This is a genomic window from Nostoc sp. UHCC 0870, from assembly GCF_022063185.1.
GTDB lineage: Bacteria > Cyanobacteriota > Cyanobacteriia > Cyanobacteriales > Nostocaceae > Trichormus.
On the sequence record NZ_CP091913.1, the window covers coordinates 5385739 to 5411757 of the forward strand.

22 protein-coding genes and 1 tRNA gene are annotated in these 26019 nt (G+C 40.1%); 18 read left to right on the forward strand and 5 right to left on the reverse strand.

Going from position 1 to position 26019, the window contains the following annotated elements; genetic code table 11:
* Positions 1-39: 39 nt before the first annotated feature.
* Both L6494_RS22850 and L6494_RS22855 read left to right on the forward strand, forming a co-directional pair.
* A complete protein-coding gene (locus L6494_RS22850; RefSeq protein WP_237990028.1) occupies positions 40-1566 on the forward strand; it encodes an efflux RND transporter periplasmic adaptor subunit in 1527 nt (508 codons plus the stop codon).
* A 32-nt stretch (positions 1567-1598) separates the two neighbouring features.
* Complete coding sequence (locus tag L6494_RS22855; RefSeq protein ID WP_237990029.1) at positions 1599-2870, forward strand: ABC transporter permease; 1272 nt, start codon at positions 1599-1601, stop codon at positions 2868-2870.
* Between the two features lie 226 nt (positions 2871-3096).
* Here L6494_RS22855 and L6494_RS22860 read toward each other — a convergent pair whose 3' ends face one another.
* Entirely contained in the window at positions 3097-3492 is a 396-nt protein-coding gene (locus L6494_RS22860; RefSeq protein ID WP_237990030.1) for a four helix bundle protein, read from the reverse strand.
* A 111-nt stretch (positions 3493-3603) separates the two neighbouring features.
* On the opposite strand from L6494_RS22860, the gene L6494_RS22865 reads away from it, so the two are divergent.
* Positions 3604-4305 carry an ABC transporter ATP-binding protein gene (locus L6494_RS22865; protein ID WP_330911040.1) on the forward strand — a complete coding sequence of 234 codons (702 nt, stop codon included), beginning with the start codon at positions 3604-3606 and terminating at the stop codon, positions 4303-4305.
* A gap of 53 nt (positions 4306-4358) precedes the next feature.
* Here the strand turns inward: L6494_RS22865 and L6494_RS22870 are convergent, their stop codons facing one another.
* A complete protein-coding gene (locus tag L6494_RS22870) occupies positions 4359-5255 on the reverse strand; it encodes a bile acid:sodium symporter family protein (RefSeq protein ID WP_237990031.1) in 897 nt (298 codons plus the stop codon).
* 276 nt (positions 5256-5531) lie between these two features.
* On the opposite strand from L6494_RS22870, the gene L6494_RS22875 reads away from it, so the two are divergent.
* Positions 5532-6998, forward strand: a complete 1467-nt coding sequence (locus L6494_RS22875; RefSeq protein WP_237990032.1) for an efflux RND transporter periplasmic adaptor subunit — start codon at positions 5532-5534, stop codon at positions 6996-6998.
* The gene (locus tag L6494_RS22880; RefSeq protein WP_237990033.1) at positions 6995-8212 is read left to right on the forward strand and encodes an ABC transporter permease; all 1218 of its coding nucleotides are present in this window, start codon (positions 6995-6997) and stop codon (positions 8210-8212) included. The genes L6494_RS22875 and L6494_RS22880 overlap by 4 nt, the downstream gene beginning before the upstream one ends.
* Here L6494_RS22880 and L6494_RS22885 read toward each other — a convergent pair.
* Positions 8209-9384, reverse strand: coding sequence for a pyridoxal phosphate-dependent aminotransferase (locus tag L6494_RS22885; protein ID WP_237990034.1), 1176 nt, complete (start codon positions 9382-9384; stop codon positions 8209-8211). The genes L6494_RS22880 and L6494_RS22885 overlap by 4 nt on opposite strands.
* Positions 9385-9525: 141 nt before the next feature.
* Between L6494_RS22885 and trmFO the strand changes: the two genes are divergently transcribed.
* From trmFO to L6494_RS22930, 9 genes are all read left to right on the forward strand, one after another.
* Positions 9526-10839 (forward strand): FADH(2)-oxidizing methylenetetrahydrofolate--tRNA-(uracil(54)-C(5))-methyltransferase TrmFO, encoded by a 1314-nt coding sequence (gene trmFO, locus L6494_RS22890; RefSeq protein WP_237996232.1) that lies wholly within the window; start codon positions 9526-9528, stop codon positions 10837-10839.
* Positions 10840-10930: 91 nt separating this feature from the next.
* Positions 10931-11425, forward strand: a complete 495-nt coding sequence (locus L6494_RS22895) for a hypothetical protein (protein ID WP_237990035.1) — start codon at positions 10931-10933, stop codon at positions 11423-11425.
* Positions 11426-11433: 8 nt separating this feature from the next.
* Positions 11434-11808: a hypothetical protein gene (locus tag L6494_RS22900; RefSeq protein WP_237990036.1), complete on the forward strand. Its 375-nt coding sequence runs from the start codon at positions 11434-11436 to the stop codon at positions 11806-11808.
* A 94-nt stretch (positions 11809-11902) separates the two neighbouring features.
* Positions 11903-13090 carry a murein hydrolase activator EnvC family protein gene (locus tag L6494_RS22905; protein ID WP_237990037.1) on the forward strand — a complete coding sequence of 396 codons (1188 nt, stop codon included), beginning with the start codon at positions 11903-11905 and terminating at the stop codon, positions 13088-13090.
* Positions 13091-13131: 41 nt separating this feature from the next.
* A tRNA-Arg gene (locus tag L6494_RS22910) sits at positions 13132-13204 on the forward strand.
* 482 nt (positions 13205-13686) lie between these two features.
* Complete coding sequence (locus L6494_RS22915; RefSeq protein WP_237990038.1) at positions 13687-14595, forward strand: DUF4007 family protein; 909 nt, start codon at positions 13687-13689, stop codon at positions 14593-14595.
* A 24-nt stretch (positions 14596-14619) separates the two neighbouring features.
* Positions 14620-18123 carry a hypothetical protein gene (locus L6494_RS22920; RefSeq protein ID WP_237990039.1) on the forward strand — a complete coding sequence of 1168 codons (3504 nt, stop codon included), beginning with the start codon at positions 14620-14622 and terminating at the stop codon, positions 18121-18123.
* Between the two features lie 149 nt (positions 18124-18272).
* Complete coding sequence (locus L6494_RS22925) at positions 18273-18443, forward strand: hypothetical protein (protein WP_237990040.1); 171 nt, start codon at positions 18273-18275, stop codon at positions 18441-18443.
* Between the two features lie 188 nt (positions 18444-18631).
* The gene (locus tag L6494_RS22930) at positions 18632-19264 is read left to right on the forward strand and encodes a Uma2 family endonuclease (RefSeq protein ID WP_237990041.1); all 633 of its coding nucleotides are present in this window, start codon (positions 18632-18634) and stop codon (positions 19262-19264) included.
* Positions 19265-19532: 268 nt separating this feature from the next.
* On the opposite strand, the gene L6494_RS22935 is transcribed toward L6494_RS22930, so the two are convergent.
* Positions 19533-20465 (reverse strand): DUF4351 domain-containing protein, encoded by a 933-nt coding sequence (locus tag L6494_RS22935; RefSeq protein ID WP_237990042.1) that lies wholly within the window; start codon positions 20463-20465, stop codon positions 19533-19535.
* 582 nt (positions 20466-21047) lie between these two features.
* On the opposite strand from L6494_RS22935, the gene L6494_RS22940 reads away from it, so the two are divergent.
* On the forward strand, positions 21048-21848 hold the full coding sequence (locus L6494_RS22940; RefSeq protein WP_237990043.1) for a phosphoadenosine phosphosulfate reductase family protein: 801 nt from the start codon (positions 21048-21050) through the stop codon (positions 21846-21848).
* A 73-nt stretch (positions 21849-21921) separates the two neighbouring features.
* On the opposite strand, the gene L6494_RS22945 is transcribed toward L6494_RS22940, so the two are convergent.
* Positions 21922-22152, reverse strand: coding sequence for a hypothetical protein (locus tag L6494_RS22945; RefSeq protein WP_237990044.1), 231 nt, complete (start codon positions 22150-22152; stop codon positions 21922-21924).
* A 116-nt stretch (positions 22153-22268) separates the two neighbouring features.
* Between L6494_RS22945 and L6494_RS22950 the strand changes: the two genes are divergently transcribed.
* From L6494_RS22950 to L6494_RS22960, 3 genes are read left to right on the forward strand one after another with little or no spacing between them, the layout of a single operon-like run.
* Positions 22269-23642 carry an HNH endonuclease domain-containing protein gene (locus L6494_RS22950; protein ID WP_237990045.1) on the forward strand — a complete coding sequence of 458 codons (1374 nt, stop codon included), beginning with the start codon at positions 22269-22271 and terminating at the stop codon, positions 23640-23642.
* 25 nt (positions 23643-23667) lie between these two features.
* Complete coding sequence (locus tag L6494_RS22955) at positions 23668-24195, forward strand: DEAD/DEAH box helicase (protein WP_237990046.1); 528 nt, start codon at positions 23668-23670, stop codon at positions 24193-24195.
* Complete coding sequence (locus tag L6494_RS22960; RefSeq protein ID WP_237990047.1) at positions 24188-26011, forward strand: ATP-binding protein; 1824 nt, start codon at positions 24188-24190, stop codon at positions 26009-26011. Before L6494_RS22955 ends, L6494_RS22960 begins: the two co-directional genes overlap by 8 nt.
* Positions 26012-26019 lie beyond the last annotated feature (8 nt).

A 26019-nucleotide genomic window follows, 5' to 3' on the forward strand; every position in this document is an offset into this window, starting at 1 on the left:
TTTTAGACCTCTAAACCCATTTTCAATACAGCATGAGATATGACACTTGAGACATCAAACCCTGTAGACTCACTACCATTAGTTCCCCAGACAAAGAAAAAGAGCAGAACTAATTGGCTATCTTGGTTAATTGGTTTGAGTCTTTTAGGTGGTATTAGCTACACAATTTATTACCAAGTCGCTGTTAGTCCTCAACAACAAGCCAGGCGCAGAGTCCTGACACAACCTGTAGAACGGCAGACTCTAGAAATTACAGTTTCCGCTAACGGAACTGTTAAGCCAGAACGATCTATTAATCTTAGTCCTAAAAATTCCGGCATTCTCAAAAAACTGTTAGTCCAAGAAGGCGATATCGTTAAAGAAGGGCAGATTTTAGCTTATATGGATGATTCCAACTTGCGAGGGCAACTTGTCCAAGCACGAGGACAACTAGCACAAGCTGAAGCGAATCTACAAAAAGCCCAAGCGGGTAATCGTCCTCAAGATATTGCTCAAGCTCAAGCACAATTAGACGAAGCCCAGGCGAATCTACAAAAAGTTGAAGCAGGTAATCGTCCTCAAGATATTGCCCAAGCCCAAGCACGTCTAGCCAGTATTCAAGCTAACTTGCAAAAGGCAGAAGATGATTTTCGCCGCAATCAAGAACTTTACAACGCTGGAGCGATCGCTCTCCAGATTGTCAACCAAAAACGCGCCGATCGCGATAGCGCACAAGCTCAAGTTAACGAAGCCCAGCAAGCATTATCACTACAAAAAGCTGGTTCACGCCTAGAAGATATTGCCCAAGTACAGGCTGTAGTCAAGCAAAGACAAGAAGCCTTAGCACTGCTCAAAGACGGCACACGCCGAGAAGATATTGAGGTAGCCCGCGCCCAAGTCATGTCTGCCCGTGGTGCGCTGCAAAATATTCAATCTCAAATTAATGACACCATACTACGCGCCTCTTTTGATAGTGTAGTCACGCAAAAATATGCTGATCCTGGTGCTTTTGTGACACCAACAACCTCTGGTAGTGCGGTTTCTTCCGCTACCTCTTCTTCAATTTTGGCTTTGGCTGCAACCAATGAAGTAGTCGCCAATTTATCAGAATCAAATGTGGCTAAAATGAGCTTAGGTCAAAAAGTCACAATTAGAGCCGATGCCTACCCTGGTAAAACCTTTACAGGTGAGGTGAGTCAAATTGCAGCTCAAGCCACAGTCGAGCAGAACGTCACCAGCTTTCAAGTTAAGGTAGCACTTTCAGATCCAGAAAGATTACTGCGATCGGGGATGAACGTAGAAGCAGATTTTCAAGTCGGTCAATTAGAAAATGCCCTAGTTATACCAACAGCCTCCGTAGTGCGCCAAGAAAACGCGACGGGGGTATTTGTTATGAGTGCGGATAATCAACCAGTGTTTACTCCCATTCAAACTGGAGTCACAGTCAATAAATTTACAGAAGTCAAATCTGGACTAACGGGTGATGAGAAAGTTCTGCTCAGTTTCCCACCAGGAACGCGAACGCAATCAAGACCAAGAGGCGGAGTGCTTCCGGGGACAGGGGGAAGAGGTCGTTCTTCTCAGTAATGTTGCGCCATAAATTTTTTATATAAAACATTATGATTCAGGGTTTTTATAAAACAGATAATCCTCGTGCAGTGCCATTTTTAGAAATTTTGTCAATGGCAACAGAAACCTTGTGGAGTAATAAATTACGCACAGGATTAACCATGTTAGGTGTGATTATTGGGATTGCTTCTGTAATTGCGATTACTTCTGTGGGACAAGGCGTACAGAAAAGTGTAGAACAACAAATTCAAGCCTTGGGTACAAATGTGCTGCAAATCTTGGCAGGGGCGGCTAGGAGTGGCAATATTAGTCGGGGTGTGGGTTCTACTAGTACCTTAACTTGGGAAGATGCCGAGGCGATCGCGCAACAAGCACCGTCAGCTGAACTTGTTTCTGCTTACCTACAACGAAATGCACAGGTAGTCTACAACGGTCAAAACACCTCTACCACCATCTACGGCACAGATTTAAACTACCCAGATGCGAGAAATACTTATCCCCAAGAAGGAAGATTTTTTACCCAAGAAGAACTAGACATGGCTGCACAGGTAGCAGTAATTGGGCCGACAGTCCAGAAAACGCTATTTGGGGAAAGTGCCAACCCTACAGGTGAGAGAATCAGGATTCAGGGAGAGGCTTATGAAGTCATTGGGATTATGGAGGCTAAAGGTTCTCAAGGGCCAATGGATCGAGATGACCAAATTTTCATCCCGTTGACGAGTATGTCAAAGCGAATCGTAGGAAACAATTCCCTGACCGGTGTTTCCGTCAATGGGATTTTAGTTAAAGCCAACAATCAGGAACAATTAGAAGCAGCCCAATTCCAAGTCACCAACCTCCTTCGTCTGCGTCACAATATATATCCGCCCCAAGCCGATGATTTTCGGCTAACAAACCAAGCTGATATAGTCAGTACATTTACGAATGTCGTAGGTTTATTTACAATCATGGTAGTAGCGATCGCAGGCATTTCCTTAGTAGTTGGGGGGATTGGAATTGCCAACATCATGCTAGTTTCCGTCGTGGAAAGAACCAGAGAAATCGGCATTCGCAAAGCAGTAGGCGCGACCAATTCAGCCATTCTTAATCAATTTTTAGCCGAGGCGATCGTTATTTCTATCCTTGGCGGCTGTGTGGGAATAGGTAGCGGAGTTTTAATCGCCTTTGCATCTGCGACTATTTTCAAATTCCCCTTTGTGATTTCTGGCTTATCAATTATTGTTGGCTTCAGCCTCTCGTTAACTGTTGGCTTAGTAGCTGGGGTAATTCCCGCCAGAAACGCAGCCAAATTAGATCCTATTACAGCTTTACGTAGTGATTAGGAGTGCTGAGTGCTGAGTGCTGAGTGCTGAGTTAGGAGTGGTGAGTTAGGAGTGGTGAGTTAGGAGTGCTGAGTGCTGAGTGGTGAGTTAGGAGTGGTGAGTTAGGAGTGGTGAGTGCTGAGTGCTGAGTGGTGAGTTAGGAGTGGTGAGTAGTGAGTGGTGAGTGCTGAGTGCTGAGTTAGGAGTGGTGAGCTAGGAGTTTTGAGTGTAAATTTATATAGTTTGTTTAGTCGTAATTACTTTGTTTTTTTTGCTGTTTTTGTCGAGCAACAGAGATGCGAAGACCACCAATAATTTTTGCAACTTCTTCTGCTTGAGTTAAAAGTTGATTAAATTTGACCTGATCAAGATAGCGGATATCGAGAGCTACATAAAGTTGAGAACGTAATTCTGCACATGATGACTTAGCTATGGAAAGAAACTGATGAAATTCTCCTAAATGAGTTCTTTCAAAGCCTTCAGCAATATTAGACATAATAGAAACTGCTGCTCTTTGTATCTGTCCCGATAACCCAAAATCTTTAGCAAACTGACCTTGCTGAGTAACTTGATAAATATCCTGAGTCAAAATTCTTGCCTTTTGCCAAGCTATCAAATCCTCAAATCGCTCAACTTTACTCATTATAATGACTACTCAAATCTCAAAATCAATAACTGTTATAACTCACAACCCCCAACTCACAACTCACAACCCACAACTCAGCACTCAGCACTCACAACTCAGCACTAAATTATGACCACAATGATTTGGATGGATGCGATTACTAAAACTTACCAACTCGGAGAAGTTCAAGTTCCCATACTCAAGGGTATTCAACTGGGGATTGAAGAAGGGGAATATGCGGCCATCATGGGTGCGTCTGGTTCGGGTAAGTCTACACTCATGAATATTATGGGATGTCTAGATCGTCCCAGCAATGGCGACTATATTTTTGAAGGTAGAAATCTGACTACTTATGGTGATGATGAATTAGCCTACATTCGCAATCAACGAATAGGTTTTGTGTTTCAACAATTTAACCTACTCTCAAGAGCCACAGCGTTAGAAAATGTCATGCTACCAATGGTTTACGCCAACATACCCAAACGCAAACGCCGCCAAAGAGCATTAGAAGCCTTAGAAAGAGTAGGACTAAAAGAACGCATTTCCAACCGTCCCAGTCAACTTTCTGGTGGACAACAACAACGAGTAGCGATCGCTCGTGCTTTAGTAAATAGGCCAGCCTTAGTTTTAGCCGACGAACCTACAGGTGCTTTAGACACCGAAACTTCCCATGAAGTCATGAACTTACTAACAGAACTAAATCAGCAAGGCATCACAATTGTCATTGTCACCCACGAGCCAGATATTGCCGCCCAAACCCACAGAATCATCCGAGTTCAAGATGGTTTGATAGTAGCTGATCGAAATTCCCAACTTCCTGCTGGCTCATAAAACTCCGCGCCCCTCTGCGCTAACCTCCGCGCCCCTCCGCGTTAAAAACTCTCCTAAAACTTACTCTCTAAAACCTTCTCCTCAACATTGATTGCAGCCAACCTTCTACCATAAAAAATAGCAATCAACCCCGTCACATACATAAACAAACTATAAACTGCCGCCGGCACTGCCATATCAGGATTATTGAGTAGTCCGGCGGTAATTGCGATCGCCAGCGTACCATTTTGCAGACCAACTTCAATCGCAATGCAGATTTGCTGAGGAGGATTTAGCTTAAATAGCTTGCTAATATAAACCCCTGCAAACATAGAGACAACATTCAACAGCACAACGCCGACACCCACTTGCACAATAAAACCAGGGAGACGATTCCACTCCCGCACCAGCAGTATAAGAATAATTGCAGCAAGTAATGCGATCGCCAATCTGCTAGTCACTTTTTCCAGACGACGTGCTAGTTCTGGAAATATCTGCCGCACCCCCATTCCCAAGCCTATAGGCAGAAGCGTAATGAGAAAAATTTGTAGTATCGTTGAACCAATAGGTAAAGCAATAGCCGCAGTTTCTCCGATAAAATGCTGGAAAGCCAGGTTAGCGAACACCGGAATTGTAAAAACTGTAATCACACTACTAACAGCCGTGAGAGTGACTGAAAGTGCAACATCACCTTTAGCAAGAAATGTAATGATATTCGAGGACACCCCACCCGGACACAACGCCACGATCATTAACCCCATTGCGATCGCCGGTTGCATGGGTACAATTTTAGCAATAACAAAACCAATAATAGGTAAAAACACTAATTGACTGATCAAGCCAATTGAGACAGCTTTAGGATACTTTCTAACACGTTGAAAATCTTCTGGAACAAGAGATAAACCCATGCCCAGCATCATGATAGCTAAAGCCGTAGGTAAAATAACAGCCGTAAAAATGCTTGCTTGCATAATCAATTTAGTATGAATTAGACCCAGAGTTAAAATACAACAAAATCCCACCTCTGCGACAAAAATCAACTCTGTGTCTCTGTGCCTCTGTGGTAAAAATAATTTTTTCAACCACAGAGACACGGAGACACAGAGTTAAATTTCTAGACTCTCAGCAACACAAAGAAGGATTTTGCGTCTTACTAGTTAGTGTTAAACAAAATATTTATTCCTACAATATTCTTAACGATTTAAATTTCTCAGCAGACCACCAATACTTTTCATAGGTCAATATTTATGATTGCGTACATAGAAGTTCCCATTATTGGTAAAGTGAAACACCCAACCAGATGGCTAGTTGGATTGTTAGCGGCTGGGACTTTGATTGTTGGTACAACTAGCTACAGCTTGATCAATGGGGGAAAGAATCAAGATGATGTAACACAACTGACTGTACCCGTAGAGTCCCAAAATTTCACCTTGCGGATTACAGCTAGTGGCAAGGTTGTGCCAGTTCAAAGTGTTAATCTTAGTCCCAAAAACCCTGGTGTATTAGCCGAGTTATATGTAGAACAAGGCGATCGCGTGGAGAAGGGACAAATTATTGCTCGGATGGATGTAGGTGACATCCAAGCCCAAATTGCTCAATACCGCGCCAATTTAGCCCAAGCTCAAGCCCAGTTAGCGGAAGCTCAAGCGGGGACTCGTCCTCAAGAAATTGCCCAGTCTAGAGCGCGTTTAGCCCAAGCTCAAGCTCAGTTAGCAGAAGCCCAAGCGGGTAGTCGTCCCCAAGAAATTGCCAAAGCCCAAGCTCAAGTAGATGCAGCCCGTGCTAGGGTAAATTACACATCTGAACAAGTCAAGCGTTATCAATACCTCTACGCACAAGGTGCAGAGAGAAAGCAATTACTTGATCAAGCTATTAGCGAAGACAAAAGTGCTAAAGCCAACTTAGCAGAAGCACAAAAACAAGTCTCACTGCTGCAAAGTGGTACTCGTAGCGAGGTTGTGGCTGCTAGAGATGCTGCTGTTACAGAAGCACGCGCCGCATTTGTACTTTTGGAAGAAGGTAGCCGTCCTGAACAAATTGCCCAACGCCAAGCAGCCGTGAAAGCAGCCCAAGCACAGTTGGTAGGATCACAGGTGAGGTTGCAAGATACCATTATTCGCGCGCCCTTTGCTGGAGTTGTCACCCAGAAATATGCCAACATTGGGGCTTTTGTAACTCCCACAACTTCCGCCTCAACCAGTGCATCGGCAACTTCTAGCTCAATTGTGGCTGTAGCCAAGGGTTTGGAAATATTAGCTCAAATCCCGGAAGCGGACATTGGACGCATCCAACAGGGACAGCAAGTAGAAATTGTTGCAGATGCCTATCCAGATGAAATTTTTAAAGGTAATGTTCGCCTTATTGCTCCTGAAGCAGTGGTAGAACAAGGTGTGACTTCCTTTCAAGTACGGGTAGCTCTTGATACTGGCATAGATAAACTACGTTCTGGTTTAAATGTGGATTTGACCTTTCTGGGCGATCGCGTCAATGATGCTTTATTATTACCGACCGTAGCCATCCTGACCGAAAATGGCAAAAATGGCGTGTTAGTACCCGATGCCAAAAATAAACCCCAGTTTCGAGAAGTGACTATTGGCGCACAAATCCAAGACCAAACCCAGGTTATATCAGGGCTAAAAGCAGGCGATCGCGTATTTATAGATTTGCCTAAAGACTACAAAATCCAAAAGGCTAAAGAAAAAACAAATCGATGAACTTTCTAGAAAGTATGCAAATGGCAGGCAAAACCCTGCTAGCTAATAAACTACGTAGTGCGCTGACTATGCTGGGTATAGTGATTGGTAACGCTTCAGTAATTGCCATGATTGGGATTGGTGAAGCCGGACAAAACTTTGTCAACAAAGAACTAGAATCCTTGGGGCCAAACGTATTATTTATCATTCCGGGGAATCAGGCGACTGAACGCATTTCTAGAGAACTGCCAAAGACTTTAGTCTATGAAGATGCCAAAGCGATCGCTAGTCAAGTACCTACCATTGTCAACGTCACTGCGGAGTTAAACACTAGGCAAGTAGTTACTTATAGTAATCGAAATACCGATGTCAATATTATCGGCACAACGCCTAATTTCTTAGTAGTGCGAGACTTTGAAGTTGCCCAAGGCAGATTTTTTAGCGACGTAGATATGAAACGCAGCAATCAAGTTGTCGTCATCGGTGGCAAATTAGCCAACAGACTTTTTGGTAATAGTAACCCTGTAGGGCAACAATTAAGAATTAAAAACGCTAGTTTTCAAATTATTGGAGTATTAGAAACCAAAGGTTCAAGCTTAGGTGTTGACTACGATGATTCGGCTTTAATACCTGTTTTTACGATGGCTAACCGGATTGTGGGGCGGACTTCTCCCTATGGATTGGAGTTAACTTATATTGTCGCCTCTGCCAAAAATGCCGAAAGTGTTGATGCAGCAGTCTTTCAAATCACTAATTTGTTACGTCAACGCCACAAACTCATCGGCGAAGATGACTTTACGATTAGAACTCAAAAAGATGCTTTGCAAACAGTCGGGCAAATTACTGGTGCATTGACAATTATGCTAGCTGCGATCGCCGGCATCTCATTATTTGTTGGTGGTATCGGTATCATGAATATTATGCTCGTTTCCGTCACCGAACGCACCCAAGAAATCGGACTGCGGAAAGCCATCGGTGCTACTGAGCAAGATATTTTACTGCAATTTATGATTGAAGCAGTGATTGTATCAGCAATTGGCGGTTTAATCGGGACTGGGATTGGTGTTGGTGGCATTTTGTTGGTAGCAGCCGTTACACCCTTAGAATCAGCACTATCTCCCGTAGCGATCGCCTCAACTGTTGGTATTTCCGGCTGTATCGGGTTATTTTTTGGTGTAGTTCCCGCAAGACGTGCGGCTAAACTCGATCCCATTGTGGCACTGAGAAGTGCTTAGTTTGCAGTAGCCAAGATTGTTTTTAAACCCTTGACTAATCTTGCCATGCCTACTTGGACAGTATCTTTTTGCAACGCACCATAGGCTACTCTTAGATAACAGCCATTGTCCATGCCAAAAGTTGTGCCGGGAATGACGGCTATTTGATGTTGCTGAATCAGTTGTTTAACTAATTCAAAAGCATCCATTGGGGTGTGAACTTTGAGGAAAAAATAAAAAGCACCATCAGCATGAGTGATAGTACATAAGTCTTGTAGTTGTTTAAGGTATGCTAAAACTAATTCTCTAACTTCAGCGATCGCACCAATATTTTCCTGTAAATACTCTGGTTTAGCTTGCAATGCTCCCAAAGCTGCATACTGAGAAACCACTGGCGGACAAATCAAAATTGTATCTTGGACTTTTTTAATCGCTACTAGTAGATGCTTGGGTATGACCATATAGCCAATTCGCCAACTAGCAAAACCATAAGCTTTAGAAAGACTAAACAGGGAAATAGTATACTCACTACTGCCAGTAAATGCAGCCGGAGAAACGTGTTTTATACCATCATAGGTAAAGTATTCATAGGCTTCATCACTAATGTGATATATACTGCGATCGCTACAAATTTGATTGACTTGTCGCAATAACTTTTCCGAATAAACCACACCTGTAGGATTATTTGGTGAAATAGTCACAACTGCCCGTGTTTTGGGTGTAATAGCTTTGGCGATCGCGTCTGGACGCAGTTGATAGTTTTCATCCGTTTCCACTAACACCCCACGACAACCAGCCATAGTAATAGCCATTTCATGATTGAAGTAATAAGGTGTATTCAAAATAATTTCATCACCAGGAGAAGTAATAGCGAGAATGGCATTCATAAATGCCATATTGCTGCCCGCAGTTACTACGATATGATTTTCTCTATTAATTTCAATCCCGTTAAATGTTAATAATTTTTTGGCTAATGCAGTCAACAAAAGAGGAATACCTTCAACGGCTTTATATAAATTATTAGTAGGTTCAGCCAAAAACTGCGGCAAAATTTCAATCGCCTCTGGTGGTGGATTATAAGAAACTACACCCTGTCCTAAAGAAATCGTGCCAGGAGAATTTGTAATTAATTCCCCAACTAGAGGAATAATTGGCGATTGTACCGCCTGCATTCGGGAGATGAATTGAATCATTAGTTATTAGTCAATATTCAAAAATTAACCCGGATTGCCATGTAATTAACGTTTATAATAATTGTTACTATAGCTGGCATTGCCCACTTTACCATTATTAAGAATGGTGCAAAATATAAACTAGGAATTACAAAAATGACTATAGACAAACAACCAATACAAGTAATTGGAGGTGGACTAGCTGGGACAGAGGCTGCATGGCAAATAGCCCAAGCTGGAGTACCTGTAATTTTACATGAGATGCGACCTAAACGCTTCAGCCCTGCCCATCATACCGAAGATTTGGCAGAGTTAGTATGTAGTAATTCCTTTGGCGCAATGTCAAGCGATCGCGCGGCGGGTTTGCTGCATGAAGAATTACGTCAACTAGGTTCTGTTGTTATATCCAAAGCCGATGAACACGCTGTACCGGCTGGGGGTGCGCTGGCTGTAGATAGAGGACAATTTGGGCAAGATTTAACCCAAACGTTAGCCAATCATCCTTTAATTGAGTTCCGGCGCGGGGAAGTCCCAGCCATCCCGGAAGGAATTGTGGTTTTAGCAACCGGCCCCTTAACCAGTCCCGACTTAACAGAGGACTTACACCGCTTCACCGGGATGGAATACATGAGTTTCTTTGATGCGGCTAGTCCCATCATTGTAGGAGATTCCATCAACCGCGATATTGCTTTTATGGCATCGCGCTATGACAAAGGTGAAGCCGCCTATCTGAACTGTCCCATGAACAAGGAGCAATATCTGCTGTTTTGGGAAGCACTGCGTCAAGCTGAACAAACAGAACTCAAGGACTTTGAGAGGGAAACCGCGAAATTTTTTGAAGCCTGTCTCCCCATTGAAGAACAAGCACAACGGGGAGAAGACACGATGCGTTACGGCCCTTTAAAACCAGTAGGTTTGTCTGATAGCCGCACCGGGGAACGTCCCTATGCAGTGGTGCAGTTGCGACAAGAAGATAAAGCCGGTCAGTTGTGGAATATGGTAGGCTTCCAAACAAATCTGCGTTGGGGTGAACAGAAGCGAGTATTTCAAATGATTCCCGGTTTGGAGAAAGCGGAATTTGTGCGCTTGGGAGTCATGCACCGCAACACCTTTATTAATGCACCCCAGTTAATGCTACCGACTTTGCAATTTAAACAGCGTCCGACATTGTTGGCGGCTGGACAGTTGATTGGGACTGAAGGTTATACAGCAGCAGCAGCCGGGGGTTGTTTGGCGGGAATTAATGCTGCACGGTTAGCTTTGGGGAAAGAACCAATGATACTTCCCAATACAACCATGATGGGAGCATTGTTTGATTTTATCAGTTCCGCCTCGCCTAAACATTTCCAACCGATGCCGCCCAATTTTGGTATTTTCCCCGATTTAGGAGTGAAAATCAAAAATAAACAGGAACGTTACGGACGTTATCGCGATCGCTCTTTGGCTGATTTGGCTAGTTGGAAAGCTAATTTGTAAGAGTTATTAGCCTTAAGAGTTTTCATTCCTATTGACCCCAAATCAATAGTACGTACAATTATACGTAAAGATAATTGATCACGCATAACTTATGAATCTGGGGAATTTGGGCAATATCTACTCAGATGAGCTAATTACAGCCACTGAATTAAATCGTCAACCTGGACGAGTTCTAGACAAAGCTTTAGAACGTCCAGTGACAATTACTCGTAATGATCAGTCTTTTGCGTTGTTGCGTCGGGAGGAAGTAAATTCTTTAGTAAAGACAGCAACACAGAGTAAAGCTGTTTTTGAAGGATTAACCGTGGCTTTTTCCCTATTATTGGGTAAAGAAATCGGTTTTGAGCATCCCTATAGATGGCTGAGTGTATTTGAACAAGATGATCTGCAAGACTTTATCAAAGAACTCAGTGAGGCTTTTCGGTTAATAGATTCCTCAACTACAGCATGGGAGATGATTGACGCGATTATTCATGAATGGTACGAGAGTGCGATCGCGATCGCTAGTCCTCAACTCATAGCAGCGTTTAGTGCTGAGACAGATGAAGTACAGTTAACCAAGCCATCTGCTGAGAATGTTGTGTGAATAAGAGTATGTCAGACAATCCAGCAGAAAATGCCAAAGTGGAGAATGTAGAGCCACCAGAAGTTGAATTGACGGCTTCTGCATTATCTGAGATAGAAAGCACTTGGTTAGTAGTAGCTAAAAATCGTCGAGTCAATCGAGACTGGGAAGCTTTAATGCAGCGTCATCCAGAAAACACACGTCGATGTTATGAGGATTTATGTACCGCACCAACCACTAGACAGCCTGGCCGTGTTTTCCCTTTAAAGGGCAAACTTTATCAAGGTGCATGGGAATATGAAGTGACAAAAGGGGACAGAGTGTTTTACGTTCCTAATCAAGAACAGTTAAAAATCGTTGTTTATTACGCAGGAAAACATCCAAATTCTGCACCTAAACCGTAAATTACCCAACTCACAGACTGTTTGCTGTTAGATGTTCTTTAGTTTTGGGAACAATGCTATCTATGCTTGCAATCCCTTGGCTGAACATAACGGCATGAAAACGGCATTGATTCGACACTGGAAATTGTGCTGGTGTTTGCTTATAATTTGCTGGATGCTGGTTTGGCTACCAGTATCTGCAACACCTCCAACAGTTAACAACCTCCGACAACAACAGCAACAAATTAATCAAGAACGCCAGAATGTGATTCAGGAACGCGATCGCTTAACTAATTTACAACAAGCGGCGCAAAATCACCTGACTGGGATAGCCAAGCACCTGCAAACTACCAACAGCCAAATTCAAGAGAGTGAGGCGCGATTACAAGCTGCTACTCAACGTCTCCAGCAACTAGAAGGTGATTTAGCTGTAGCAGAACGTAGCTATGAAGAACGACAAGTAGCCACAGTCGCTAGATTAAGATATCTCCAGCGATCGCCAATCAGTCAAGGATGGGCAGTATTATTACAAAGCCGTGATATCAGCGACTTTATCAGTCGTCGCTATCAATTAAAGTTAGTGTATCAGGCAGACCAACAAATTTTGGCAAAACTGAATCAACAAGCCAACTTGCTAATTAAGCAAAAAACTGAGGTAGAAGAGAAAAAGAACGAAGTTGCTGTAATTAGAGAGCAATTATTGGCGCAAAAAGCTGACTATCAAGCTCAAGCACAGTCACAGTCAGAATTAGTGCAGAGGCTAAATAGCGATCGCCTAGCTTTAGAAGCCGCACAAAACCAATTAGAAAGAGATTCCCAAAATTTAGAAACCCTCATTCAACAAAAGGTAGCAGAAGCCAGAGCCAGAGAGGAGGCGCAAGCTAAAGCCAATAACCGGAAAAACGTTTTTATTGGCGGTACTGGATTATTTGCCCTTCCTAGCAATGCACGTACAAGCAGTTCCTTTGGCTGGCGTGTACATCCCATTCTCGGTTATCGCCGCTTTCATGCTGGGTTAGATTTTGCTGCTAGCTACGGGAGTACCATTCGCGCCGCGGATTCCGGGACAGTGATTTTTGCTGGTTGGTATGGCGGTTATGGTAAAACAGTAATTATCGATCACGGCAGAGGTATAACTACACTATACGGACACAGCAGTGAATTATATGTGACAGAAGGAGAAACAGTGCAAAGAGGTCAGGCGATCGCTTCTGTCGGTTCTACTGGGTTATCTACCGGGCCACACCTGCATTTTGAAGTCCGCCGCAATGGTACACCAGTCAACCCAGCCGATTATCTCTAACACCAAATGTTTAATATCGTGATATAATCAGTCAATAACGAGGGCGCGTAGCTCAGTGGATAGAGCAACAGATTCCGGTTCTGTGGGTCGGGGGTTCAAATCCCTCCGCGCTCGTTTTGGTAGATTGGTAAGTGTTTGTTAACTAAAATCTACAGTAAATATTAAGTAGTTTGTGTTACTGAAACTTAGGGAATTGAGCGTTAGCAAGGATAAAATTTAGCCGTAAGTAAAACAACATTCAACGCACCCTACAGTTCCAGGGTTAGGGACTTCCAGATAAAAAAATATCCAAACTGTAGGTTGCGTCAGTTCGATAGAACCTAACTATACTCAAAAATTATTCATACTGACGCACACTACCCAACCATGAATTGCGGATAATTTATGTTTTGGTGTTCCCTGACTAAAAGTAGTATGTTGATATTTTATTTTCTACGAACTAAATCTATTATTGTTTACTTAATTTAAACAAATGTATAGAAAAATCAGCTTATTGCTATAATTTCTATTTTATTAGTGTTTGAATTAATTAACTAAATTGTATCTACTTTGAGTCATAATAAACAAGATAATTGCTACTATATCGCCATCCTATCGTGATCCAAACTAGCTTAAACTTAAAACATCAAGAAAATCCAGTCAGTCCAGTATTTGCCAACCATGAAACTTTTCACCCGCGTTTTGGCTGGTTGAAAAAAGGATTTGATGCAACCAAGAGAAATCCCGGCATTTTCTTACAAGATGATGCACCTGTACGTTTAGGTGTGGGGAAAAACATGGTACGCGCTATTCGTTATTGGTGTACCGCTTTCAAAATTATTGATAAGAATAGCTCACCCACACCATTTGGAGAAAAACTTTTAGGAAACAACGGATGGGACTCTTATTTAGAAGATCCCGCTTCACTATGGTTATTACATTGGAATTTGCTAAAACCTACTTGTGAAGCAGCTGCTTGGTATTATGTTTTTAATGTTTTTCGAGATTTAGATTTTACAAAAGAAGATATTCTTGTAGGGCTTAAAGATTATATAGGTAATTTCAATAAATCTATTGCTGAATCTTCTTTTATCAAAGATATAAGTTGTATTTTAAGAATGTATGCAGCACAGGATTTTGTGAAAGACAATGCACCAATCGAAGACTCTATTGATTGTCCTTTTAATGAACTAGGTTTAATTCGTCATTTTGGGAAAACCTATCAGTTTAAAATTGGTGCGAAAGTGAATTTACCTGCATCAATTATAGTGGCTACTTGTTTAGAATATGCTAGTTGGGCAAGTCAAGATAGCAAAACAATTACTATCCGTAAATTACTTTATGATGAAGGTAGTCCGGGGATGGTATTTAAACTAACGGAAAGTATTTTATGTGCAGCTATTGAAACGGTTGCTAAAGAATTTGATACGATAATTCTTGAAGATACTGCTGGGTTAATTCAATTATCTTTACCTGAAAATCCAGAAATATTAGCTGAAGAAATTTTAGAAAAATATTATCAATAAATATTAATAAAAATGAGTGAAGTTATGACTAACAAAAAGCTATCCTATTATTTTAATCTCCAGCGTCGCTATTCTCGGTCTATAAATTTAGAAAGAGATTTAGATAGTGTGGACGCTTTAGAGGGTTATGTGCTGACTAAAAGAGCAATCGATTCTCTCAAACGTATTTTAAATAGTTTTAATGCTGATGAAGGAAATAGAGCTTGGACTTTAACTAGTGTTTACGGAACTGGGAAATCGGCTTTTGCTCATTACTTAATTTCCCTTACTGCTAAATCCCAAAGTAAAATACATATCAAAGCTTTATCGATAGCTGAAGATAAATTAGGTAAAGATAGTGATATTTATCAACTAATTCAAGAGAAAATTAACTCGAAAGGATTAATTAAGGCTGTAGCTACAGGACAAAGAGAACCGATTAGTCATACTATTATTAGAGCTTTGTTAACTGGCGTTGATAATTTTTGGACTCCCAGCCAAAAGAACAAAATCAATGTTGTGCGTCAGTTGGTAGATTTAGAAGCAGAAATTAATGATGGGGGAAAGGTTGATAGTAGAGAAATTCCGAATTTAGTTTTGGAATTAGCTAAGGAATCTCAAACGGGTATTTTCTTAGTTATTGATGAACTAGGGAAAAATTTAGAGTATGCGGCTCATGCTCAAGGAGATGAAGATTTATATCTTTTACAACAATTAGCTGAATTACCCAAAAATAGCAAAACTCCTATTTATATTTTAGGTATTTTACACCAAGCCTTTGGTGAATATAGTCAACGATTAGCAAATGTTCAACGCAACGAATGGGCGAAAATTCAGGGGCGATTTGAGGATATTACTTTTACTGAATCATCGGGACAAATGATGAGTTTGATTGGTGAAGCAATTGACTCGTCAGCAGCAGATAATATTAAGAGTGCTACTAATACTTATTCGGAAGAGTGGAGTAAGTATTTAGAATCAATCATTGTTGATGAAGAAGTTACTGCTCAAGTTATTAAAAAAGTTTATCCCCTACATCCTTTATCCGCTTTGGTGTTACCAAGCCTCTGTCAAAAGTATGCTCAAAATGACCGTTCTTTATTCACATTTTTAACTAGTAGTGAACCTTTATCATTTCGGAATTTCCTAGACTCAGAAACAGTTCAAAACTATAATTTACCCTGTCTGAAATTATATCAAGTTTATGATTATTTTATTGAATCTGCGGGAATGGGTTTAGCTTCTCGTCCTAATTTGCAAAGATGGGTAGAGGTTCAAGATTTAATTAATGATGCTAAACGCCTAGAAGAAGATAGTCTCAGGGTACTAAAAACTATTGGGATTTTAAACCTAATTACAGTTACAGGTTCAATGAGGGCGACAAGAAATTTAGTCTGTTTAGCAATGTGTAATTTACCCTCAGCCGCCGAGATTAATTATTGGCAGGAAATTATTGATAAACTACTAAAACAGAATCTCATTACTCATCGTCGTCAATTAGATGAGTTACGGATTTGGCAAGGTTCTGATTTTAATGTGGATAGTGAATTAAGTACATATATAGAACAAGAGAGAACTTCTTTAGTTAAACTGTTATCTCTGCACCGTCCTCTCAAGCCTTTAGTCGCGCAGCGTCACAGTTATAAAACGGGGACTTTGCGTTATTTTGAACGCCATTATTTAGATAGTTCTCAAGATTTAAGCCAGTTGAGTTGCAGTAGTGTTGATGCAGATGGGTTTGTCGGTTATTGGGTAGATGAAACAGTTCCTGGTGCTGTTCCCTCCATAACTAGCGACGGTAAACCATTGGTGATTTTGACTGCGGCTAGCTTAGATATATTGCGAATACGTACCCTCGAATTTGTGGCGTTAAGTAATATCAAAAAAACCGCCAAAGAGTTGCAAAGTGATGGAGTGGCGAGAAAAGAGGTAAATTATCGCTTACAAGAAGCTGAAGAATTTTTAGATGAAACTCTGAATCAGTGCTTTAGTATTGGGGTGAATCAGGAATGCTGGATTCAGGGACACACCGAAACACTCCACAACATTACTGATTTTAATAGTAAGCTGTCTGATATTTGCGATCGCACTTACCATCGCAGCACCATTTTGTGGAATGAATTAATCAACCGCCGCGATTTAACCTCCCAAGGGGCGAAAGCTAGACGGGAGTTGATTCAGGCGATGTTAGAACACCAGTATGAAGAGAGATTAGGGTTAGAAGGATATGGCCCGGAAGTGAGTATGTATTATTCTCTGTTAGAGGAAACGGGGATTCACCGTCAAGAAGATGACAACTGGGATTTTTACCCACCATTAGACAATTCCGGCTTAAACTCTCTGTGGGAAGCAGTTGAAGATTTTTGTTTAGCAGCCACAGAAACCAGCCAAACATTTAATTTACTCTATCAACATTTAGCCGCGCCTCCATTTGGTGTCAAACAGGGTGCTATTCCCGTGATTTTAGCGGCTGTGCTTTTATATCACGCTGATGATTTGGGACTGTATCAAGACGGAACATTTATTCCCGTGTTGGGAACAGAACATTTTGAATTATTAGTCAAATATCCTGAACGGTTTGCTGTGAAGTATTTTGCAGTCGTCGGATTAAGGGCGGAAGTATTCAAAGAATTAGAAGCAATTTTACGCAATCCCCAGTTAAAAAATTTGGGTAAAGTGCGTAACGCCACGTTGTTAACTGTGGTCACTCCGCTTTATCAATTTGTTAAGAAATTACCTAAATATACCAAACAAACCCGACGACTAGAAGCAGAACCGAGAGCCATTTTAAAAGCATTACAAACCACTGTCGAACCAGATGAATTGTTGTTTAAGGCTTTACCCGCAGCTTGTAATTTACCCCCAATTGGGACGGAAACTGGGGATGATGGCGTGACGGCGAGAACTTTACGGACTAAATTAGTTCATGCCCTGAGAGAGATTCATACAGCTTATGATCATTTATTGAGTGATTGTCAAAAACTGATTTATGAAGCCTTTGGGGTGAGAAGTCCAGAAACAAAACTCAGGGAAGATTTGCGAGTCAGGGCGAATTATTTGGCGGGAAAATGTATTGAACCATTACTAAAACGCTTTATTCGCGCCGCATCGGATGAAACCAAGAGTGATGCTCAATGGTTGGAAGCTTTGGTGATGATTGTCGCAGATAAACCGGCGGAATCATGGACTGATGATGATGCAACTGCGTTTGAGATGAAGTTAGCCGATTTGGTGCGGCGGTTTAAGAATTTGGAAGCCTTGCAAAAGGAAGTCGCCGCCAAGGGGGAAGGTTTTGAAGCGCGACGCATTACCATGACTCGTCCCGATGGTCAGGAAATCCATCAAATGGTATGGGTAGATCATGGGAGAGAGTCTCAGGTTGAGAAGATTGTTGATAAGATTCTGGCGGAATTACCCGATGAACAGCAGTTACGCCAAGCAATTTTAGCAAGGTTGAGTGAACGCATTTTAAATGCTGATTTACCAGAGACGGTGACGCAGATTGGGGATAAGGGGAATGATGAAATAGCGGGGAAAAATGCCGGTTAATAGAAGTAAGTAGAACGAGTTAAAAAAACCAAACTATGTTAATTAATGTAAAAAGAATAAGATTGAGTTCGTAGTAAGGACTTTAGTCCTTATTTCAGAACTAAAGTTCTTACTACAAACCTTTAATTATTTACCCTGTTCTACTTATTATGATGAAGAAAGAGAACCTAACACCAGTATTTATGAATCCTCTAACTGTGACGCTAGAAGTAGCAAATAATCCCTGGACAGACTTTATTGGGATGTTTGAAGGAGATGAAGAGTTTGCAGAACTAGCGCAGGAACTTCGTGATGAGCGTGAATTAGATGTAAATCATTAATTAGGACACACCAAAAAATAAATTATCCGCAATTGATGGTTGGGTAGGGTGCGTCAGTATGAATAATTTCTGAGTATAGTTAGGTTCTATCGCAATGACGCACCCTACAGTTTGGATATTTTTTATCTGGAAGTCCCTTACCGCAGGTGATTGCTAAGATAAATCTACAGGATTTTGGAGTAGTGACAATGTTAGGTTTACTAGCAAAATTGAGTTTATGGGAAGAATTGACAAGTCACTCAGAACTACAAAACGTTGATTCTGACCAAATTTTGTTGATGAATGGGATTAGCTGGGATATATATCAGACACTATTAAAAAGTTGTCAAAATAATTCTCATTATCGCTTTAAATATTTAGAAGGTACTTTAGAAATAATGTCGCCTAGTCGTCGCCATGAGGTCGATAAAAAAATTATTGCTTTATTGTTAGAAACCTTTTTTTTAGAAAAAGGGATTGATTTTTATCCTTTAGGCTCAACTACTTTTAGAAGAGAAGTAGCCGCTAGGGGTATAGAACCAGATGAATGTTATTGTTTTAATTCTGAAAAAGCTGTTCCCGATTTGGCGATTGAAATAGTTGTCACCAGTGGCGGAATTGATGATTTATTAATTTATCAAGGTTTAGGTGTACCGGAAGTTTGGTTTTGGCGGAATAATCAATTTTTCTTATATTATCTACGCGGTAATAAGTATGAGCAAATAACGAAAAGTGAACTTTTACCAGATTTAGATTTAGAACTTTTAGCAAGTTTAATTAAGTCTGGTGAAAAACCAAAAGATTTAATTTCAAAGTTTCGGGAAAGTTTTAATAGCCAGTAGGGTGCGTTCAAGCAACGCCTAACGCACCGTATGATAATGGTGCGTTACGGCTAGATATGATTTGCTCACACTTCCAAATTCTTTCACAGCCGTAACACACCCTACAATTTAAGTTTGATTTTTGATGGTTTAAGTAGAACGACTTGAAAAAACCAAACTATGTTAAGTAATGTAAAAAGACTAAGATTGAGTTCGTAGTAAGGACTTTAGTCCTTTTTTGAGAACTAAAGTTCTCACTACAAACCTTTAATTATTGACCCTGTTCTACTTATTCTTGTTGTTGGTTTAACCAAGTTTCTAAATCAGCAATGTTAGAAAAGTCTAGTAATGCTTCTCCTAGATTTTCTAATTGTTCAATTGATAATCTTTGAATGCTCTCGATTAATGATTGGTTAATTTCCCCAAGTCGGCGATTGAGTAAACGTATAATTAAACGTTGTTCTCCCTCTTGTCTTCCTTCCTGTCTTCCCTCTTGTATTCCTTCTTGTCTTCCCTCTTGCTTGGCTTGTTCTCTGTCTTTTTGATAAAGTGGTTCTAATCGCATAATTAACTCCCTATCGTCTGTTTCTAATTCTTGATTGATTCTTAAGTTTTCGCGCAGGTTGTAAACTAATTCGAGGGTGGCTTGTTGGTATGGATGATTTAATGGTAACGCTTGCAATTCCATAATTGCTTGTGACTGTACGTTTCCTCTACCTAAAAGCCTCAACCATAATGTTTCCGGTGTTTGTGGTAGTTGATGTATGGCTACAATTGCTGTGCGTAGTGCATCTGGGAGAAAATGTACTCCTGATAACCAATCTTGTTTTTGCATAGTTCCAAAGCTAGATAGTCTGGTTTCGGATACTGTGGGAGTCAGAACCCACAATTGGGGAATTTCTGCGTCTTGAAGTTTAGTTTTATTGGTTTTAGCTTCTCGTCGTAGTGAAGCTTTGACTTCTAATAATTTGAGTATACAATCACATATTTCATCAGCAGAAGCTGGATTGCGAAATGGTTCTATGATGGCTGGATTTTCGGCAAATCTTCCTAATAATCCCAGAATTTGTAAGTTGGATTTTTGCTGTTGATTCGGGGTGAATAAAACATCTATTTCTTTTATTTCTCCTGAGACTTTTTCTGATGCTTTGACTTCTCCGTAATCTTTTAGTAGTTCTTCTAGATAATCTTTGGCGAATTTGTCATGTATGAACCGTGTCATTTAATTTGAATGTTATGAGTGATGTGGGGGCGGGTTTACCCGAATCATCGTGAATAATTGAGGATATCTGTGAACCCGCCTTTACTAAAATCTAAAATTGGTGACTTGTAAATCAAGTTTTGCAACTCGAAAATCAAGTTTACAACTTGTAAATTAAGTTCACGACTCAGAAATCAAGTTTACGATTGATAAATTAACTTTACGAGTCGTAAATCAATGTGAGAACTCGTAAATTAATTTTTTGGCTTATATCTCAATATTTTTGATGTGTAACCGTGTTATTATGCCAAAATTCGGCAATGCGATCGCAACTAAAAGAGCAGCGATATCTATGATCGCTCTTGACACTCAATACACTCTCTAGGCAAATTAAGGTTTTTAGCTCTACTAAACCTTATTGGCAGATCATAAATTTTAAGTTAAGTATAATAGCATGATTAGTTAGTGGATAAATAGCTAATAATATCAGTAAATTTACTAGATTGTTTTCAAATTAATCTGAAAAAAGTACACGTTTGCTTTGCATATTTGCTAAAATATTAGTACGATTAATATACTTGCCTAAGCGCACTAAAAACCAGGATGGCAGAGAAAAAAGTTAGACATATACTGGGGCTTTCTGGGGGTAAGGATAGCACGGCTTTAGCGGTATTACTGCATAAGGAAATTCCAGAGATGGAATACTTTTTTTGTGATACCCATAAGGAATTACCGGAAACTTACGATTATCTTGACCGCATTAAAGCCCGTCTGGGGCTTAAAATTCATTATCTCAGTGATAAACGCGGTTTTGACCATTGGTTAGCGATTCATGATGGTTTGTTACCTTCTCCCCAAATGCGGTGGTGTACGGTGAAGATGAAAATTAAGCCGTTGGAGGATTTTGTGGGGGATGATGAGGCTATTAGTTATGTTGGTATCCGTGCTGATGAAAACCGTGATGGTTATATCTCCACTAAACCTAATATTAAACCTGTGTTTCCTTTTAAGGAACAGGGTTTAGTTAGGGCTGATATTATTCGGCTTTTAGAAGAAAGTGGAATTGGACTCCCTGACTATTATCGCTGGCGCAGTCGTTCTGGGTGTTTTTTCTGTTTCTTCCAACGCAAGTATGAATGGGTAATGTTGGCGCAGGAACATCCTGATTTATTTCAAAAGGCTGTTGAGTATGAATCTAATCATGCTGATGGACGTACCTATACTTGGACTGATGGGGAAAGTTTATTGCAGCTTCTAGCACGCAAGGATGAAATTATTGCTCAACATGAAAAGTTAATGGCTAAAGAGAAAAACGAAGCTTTTAACCCTTATGTAGCTGAAACATTAGAAGCACTTTTAGATAAAGAAGATGATAATTTGCCTTGTTTAGCTTGTCATTTGTAATTCTCACCAATATTAAATATTTTATTTTGACAAGAGCTAGTGCGATCGCCCTAACTCCTGTATAGTTTATTTCCTAACCTTGCTGTCTAATTAATACACTCACTACATCGCCTAATTCACCTAAACTTCCTGCTATGACTGGTTTTGACCAAGAACCCACTTCTGCATAACCTGTAGTATGTAGCTGATAAATTGTTCTCCTGACTAGTTCAGGACTACCCACTAATATGTGCTTTATCTTTTCTCGCCTCACCTGGACTTGATTGCTACTGCTATCTTCTAACCTCAAAAATTCTTCCGCCATAACGCACCTGTTTAAAATTATCTCTGTGTTGTTATCATATATGATAACTTTTACGACAAGTTAGTTATCATAAAAGTTAACAAAATTGCGATCGCTATCCTGTGATAATGGAAATTATGGGAAAAGCAGGACAAGCACTTAAACAGGTTTTAGAGTCTTACAACATCAGCCAAAGCCAACTCGCGGCGGGTTTAGGTGTTGAGCGTCCGATTGTCTTCCGTTGGTATCATGAAAAAATTGATCCTACGGCTGAAACTGTTGCAGAAATTGTCAAGGCGTTAAATAAGATTAATCAATCTGCTGCTAATGATTTTATTCAAGTATATTTAGGAGATTTAATTTTATTTAGAAATCCCATCATGAATCAGGATTTACCACTGTCAGATAAAGTTAATGTTACAGTTTTATCCCAAATATTTAACAATATTACTAACTCATATAAATATCTTTATTTTTTATCAATATTAGATATTCTCAAAAGAAGAAATTTTGATACTTTATCGCCTATTAGCTTTCGGGAAATTATTGTCGAGATATTAGCTAATGCTTGGTATCCACACAATTATTTTAAACTGTCTTTTGGGAAGCAAGACCAAATTGCTAATAAATTAGATGCTCTTGAACTTGAAATTACAGAACCGATTTTAAAGTTTAGAGATACTGATAAAAAGCTTTTGCGGACAGCCATTAATAACCAAAATCTCGATGATATTGTTATTTCAATTAATCGCTATGTGTCTTATCGTTTAATTCGTCCTTTCTTTGCTCAAGAAACAAGGGGCTTAAAAGATTATGATGTTAATCCCGCTATTATTAATTTAGCTAACAATCAATTTGATACTAGAAAGCCTTTATATTGCTTCAATTCTGAAGACCAAAAAAATTGTAACGCCATTATTTTGCATCCTGACTGGATTCAGTATTTAGAGGAGAATTACACAATAGTTAGGGGTTGGGCTGCTTGGGAATGGTTGAATTATATGCAGCAGAGAAACCCCAGCACCCCTAATGTAGTTAATAAATTATTTATGCCACAAGAGAGAGATTATCTAGGTAATCAAACTAAATATTGGAAAACCATTTTAGAACATCGAGAGATTGAATGTATTTATTCTAAAATTAAATTAAATAAGAATGAAATTTCTTTAGATCATTATTTACCTTGGTCTTTTGTAGCTCATGATCAGTTATGGAATTTAATTCCAACTACAAAATCTGTTAATTCTTCTAAGTCTAATAATTTACCATCAGAAACATATTTACGTGATTTTGTATCATTACAGCATTTAGGCTTAACTATTTATAAGCAAAATGTCTCTCAAACAAAATGGTTAAATGATATTGAATCTTTTGTGGCAGAGTTGAAAGTTGATCAACCAGATGATTTATTAAATTTAGAAATTCTGATGAATGTTTATACAAAAACTATCCAACCTTTGATTTCTTTAGCTACTCTGCAAGGTTTTAGCCCTAATTGGGTTTACACTTGAAATTCTTAATTTTGAATTTTGAATTTTGAATTTTGAATTTGTATTAGACATTCCCCAATATATCCTCAATCGGTTAGCCGCAGACGAACAACGCAACCTCCGCATCATCCTAGAACTGGAAGCACTCGCCCCACATCATCAACGCATCATAGTATTTAATACCTGCGTGGAACACGCCCAACTCATCGCTTCTATATTGCGTTTACGAGGCTTGAATGCTGATGCGGTGACAGGTGAAACCCCCAAACCCGAACGAGAAAGACTGATTCAAAGCTTTAAAGACCAACAAACCCAAACCAAGATTTTATGTAACTACGGCGTGTTAACCACTGGCTTCGACGCACCTAAAACCAGTGCTGCTGTTATCGCCCGTCCTACCAAATCCCTGGTTCTCTACAGCCAAATGGTAGGACGCGCCATCAGAGGAATCAAAGCTGGGGGTAATGCTACAGCCGAAATAGTCACCGTTGTAGATAGTCAACTCCCTGGTTTTGGTTCAGTCGCATCAGCCTTCCACAATTGGGAAGACGTTTGGAGGAAAACCCATGAATAACGCCCATGATATCGTTCCCACACACCTCGCAGTCCAAGCCATGCGGGATAACGGTTATAAAAACGCCGCCTACGCTTTAGCCGAATTAATGGATAATGCCATTCAAGCCGGTGCATCGCAAGTAGAACTGCTGTGTGGGGAACGGAAAGAACAGGGGGAAGTGAGGAGGCGATCGCGCATTGAACAAATCGCCGTGTTAGATAATGGTTGTGGGATGGATGCGAATGTCTTACGTCTCGCCCTGCAATTTGGTAATGGTACTCATTTAGAAAAAGATAAACATACCGGAATCGGTCGTTTTGGTATGGGTTTACCCTCGTCTTCTATTTCTCAATGTCAGAGAGTTGATGTCTGGTCATGGCAAAATGGCATAGAAAACGCACTGCATAGTTACCTAGATTTAGATGAAATCAAAACTCGGCGGATGACCGAAGTACCAGAACCGACACCTCAACCAATTCCCATGACTTGGAGAAACATCGGTCATAAATTTGGTGACAGTGGCACATTAGTAGTATGGTCAAACATCGACCGTTGTATATGGCGCACCGGCAAAGCAATTATTGATAATTCTGAATTTGTGATTGGTAGAATGTACCGCAAATTTATTAATAGCGGTAAAGTCAAAATCCGTATGGTAGCCTTTGATTTAGAAGCTTTATATAGCCTGATTTTAGAAAAATATGCCCTACCCAATGACCCAGGTTATCTAATAGAAAAAACATCTTGCGATCCACCATTTGATAATCAGGCGATGTTCCAAACTTGGCAGGGAGATACATCTTATGAAGCCACTTTTACTATTAATTTTAATGAACAAGAACATGAAGTCAAAGTTCGTTTTTCTTATGCTAAAGAAGAAGCACGGCTAATAGAGGGAGTGAATAATCCAGGAAGTACACCTCACGGACAACACGCTAAGAAAAACATTGGCGTTTCTATAGTTCGTGCTGGTAGAGAATTAGAGCTAGATATCGGAATTGTGAATGGTTATGAAGCAACAGAACGCTGGTGGGGAGTAGAAGTAGAATTTCCACCCTCTCTTGATGATATTTTTGGAGTCACCAATAATAAACAATCCGCTCGTAATTTTAGTGAACTTTTAAGAGTCAATATTCAATCTTTATTGGATGAAGGTAAAACAATTACCCAATTAAAAGAAGAACTTAAAGAAGACGGAGATCCAAAAAGTCCTCTTTTAGATATAGCTCATAAAATAAATACTCAATTAAGTGTTATCCGTGGTTTACTCAAAGCACAAACAAAAGGTACTCGTAGTAACCCAGAAAAACGCCATGACCCTTATAAACCTGAAAAAGTAGCAACAACTGTAACTAAAGAACGTAAATCACAAGGTTATAAAGGTCAAAGTGATATAGATGAACAATTACCCAAAGAAGAACGTAAACAAGTTATCAAAGAAACTCTTAAAGAAGACGGAGTAACTGAAACCAAAGCCGAATTATTAGCCGCCACAACAGTAGATGACGGTTTAAAGTATACCTTTGTCGAATCTCCGCTTGATACACCTGCTTTCTTCTCCGTTAAACCTAGAGGCGGAGCAATTATTGTTACTCTAAATACCAATCATCCAGCTTATAAAAACTTAGTTGAAATATTAGAAGAAGATGTAGATAAAGCCGATATAGATACCTTACGTTCTCGCTTAGTTAACTCTTTAGATGGTTTAAAATTACTGCTAATGGCATGGGCAAGATATGAAGATGAACAGCCCGATGGTAAATTTAAAGATAATGCTCAAGATACCCGCATTGATTGGGGGAGAGTCGCTAGGAGGTTTTTAGAGAATGAATAGCGAAGTGA

What these genes read in the sequence shown, in the direction of transcription:
- L6494_RS22920 (WP_237990039.1), top strand. Translation starts at nt 14,620, where the DNA reads ATGACTAACAAAAAGCTATCCTATTATTTTAATCTCCAGCGTCGCTAT.
- L6494_RS22945 (WP_237990044.1), bottom strand. Translation starts at nt 22,152, where the DNA reads ATGGCGGAAGAATTTTTGAGGTTAGAAGATAGCAGTAGCAATCAAGTC.
- L6494_RS22880 (WP_237990033.1), top strand. Translation starts at nt 6,995, where the DNA reads ATGAACTTTCTAGAAAGTATGCAAATGGCAGGCAAAACCCTGCTAGCT.
- L6494_RS22885 (WP_237990034.1), bottom strand. Translation starts at nt 9,384, where the DNA reads ATGATTCAATTCATCTCCCGAATGCAGGCGGTACAATCGCCAATTATT.
- L6494_RS22930 (WP_237990041.1), top strand. Translation starts at nt 18,632, where the DNA reads ATGTTAGGTTTACTAGCAAAATTGAGTTTATGGGAAGAATTGACAAGT.
- L6494_RS22870 (WP_237990031.1), bottom strand. Translation starts at nt 5,255, where the DNA reads ATGCAAGCAAGCATTTTTACGGCTGTTATTTTACCTACGGCTTTAGCT.
- L6494_RS22950 (WP_237990045.1), top strand. Translation starts at nt 22,269, where the DNA reads ATGGGAAAAGCAGGACAAGCACTTAAACAGGTTTTAGAGTCTTACAAC.
- L6494_RS22935 (WP_237990042.1), bottom strand. Translation starts at nt 20,465, where the DNA reads ATGACACGGTTCATACATGACAAATTCGCCAAAGATTATCTAGAAGAA.
- L6494_RS22865 (WP_330911040.1), top strand. Translation starts at nt 3,604, where the DNA reads ATGACCACAATGATTTGGATGGATGCGATTACTAAAACTTACCAACTC.
- L6494_RS22860 (WP_237990030.1), bottom strand. Translation starts at nt 3,492, where the DNA reads ATGAGTAAAGTTGAGCGATTTGAGGATTTGATAGCTTGGCAAAAGGCA.
- L6494_RS22900 (WP_237990036.1), top strand. Translation starts at nt 11,434, where the DNA reads ATGTCAGACAATCCAGCAGAAAATGCCAAAGTGGAGAATGTAGAGCCA.
- L6494_RS22895 (WP_237990035.1), top strand. Translation starts at nt 10,931, where the DNA reads ATGAATCTGGGGAATTTGGGCAATATCTACTCAGATGAGCTAATTACA.
- L6494_RS22850 (WP_237990028.1), top strand. Translation starts at nt 40, where the DNA reads ATGACACTTGAGACATCAAACCCTGTAGACTCACTACCATTAGTTCCC.
- L6494_RS22960 (WP_237990047.1), top strand. Translation starts at nt 24,188, where the DNA reads ATGAATAACGCCCATGATATCGTTCCCACACACCTCGCAGTCCAAGCC.
- L6494_RS22905 (WP_237990037.1), top strand. Translation starts at nt 11,903, where the DNA reads ATGAAAACGGCATTGATTCGACACTGGAAATTGTGCTGGTGTTTGCTT.
- L6494_RS22855 (WP_237990029.1), top strand. Translation starts at nt 1,599, where the DNA reads ATGATTCAGGGTTTTTATAAAACAGATAATCCTCGTGCAGTGCCATTT.
- L6494_RS22925 (WP_237990040.1), top strand. Translation starts at nt 18,273, where the DNA reads ATGATGAAGAAAGAGAACCTAACACCAGTATTTATGAATCCTCTAACT.
- L6494_RS22875 (WP_237990032.1), top strand. Translation starts at nt 5,532, where the DNA reads ATGATTGCGTACATAGAAGTTCCCATTATTGGTAAAGTGAAACACCCA.
- L6494_RS22940 (WP_237990043.1), top strand. Translation starts at nt 21,048, where the DNA reads ATGGCAGAGAAAAAAGTTAGACATATACTGGGGCTTTCTGGGGGTAAG.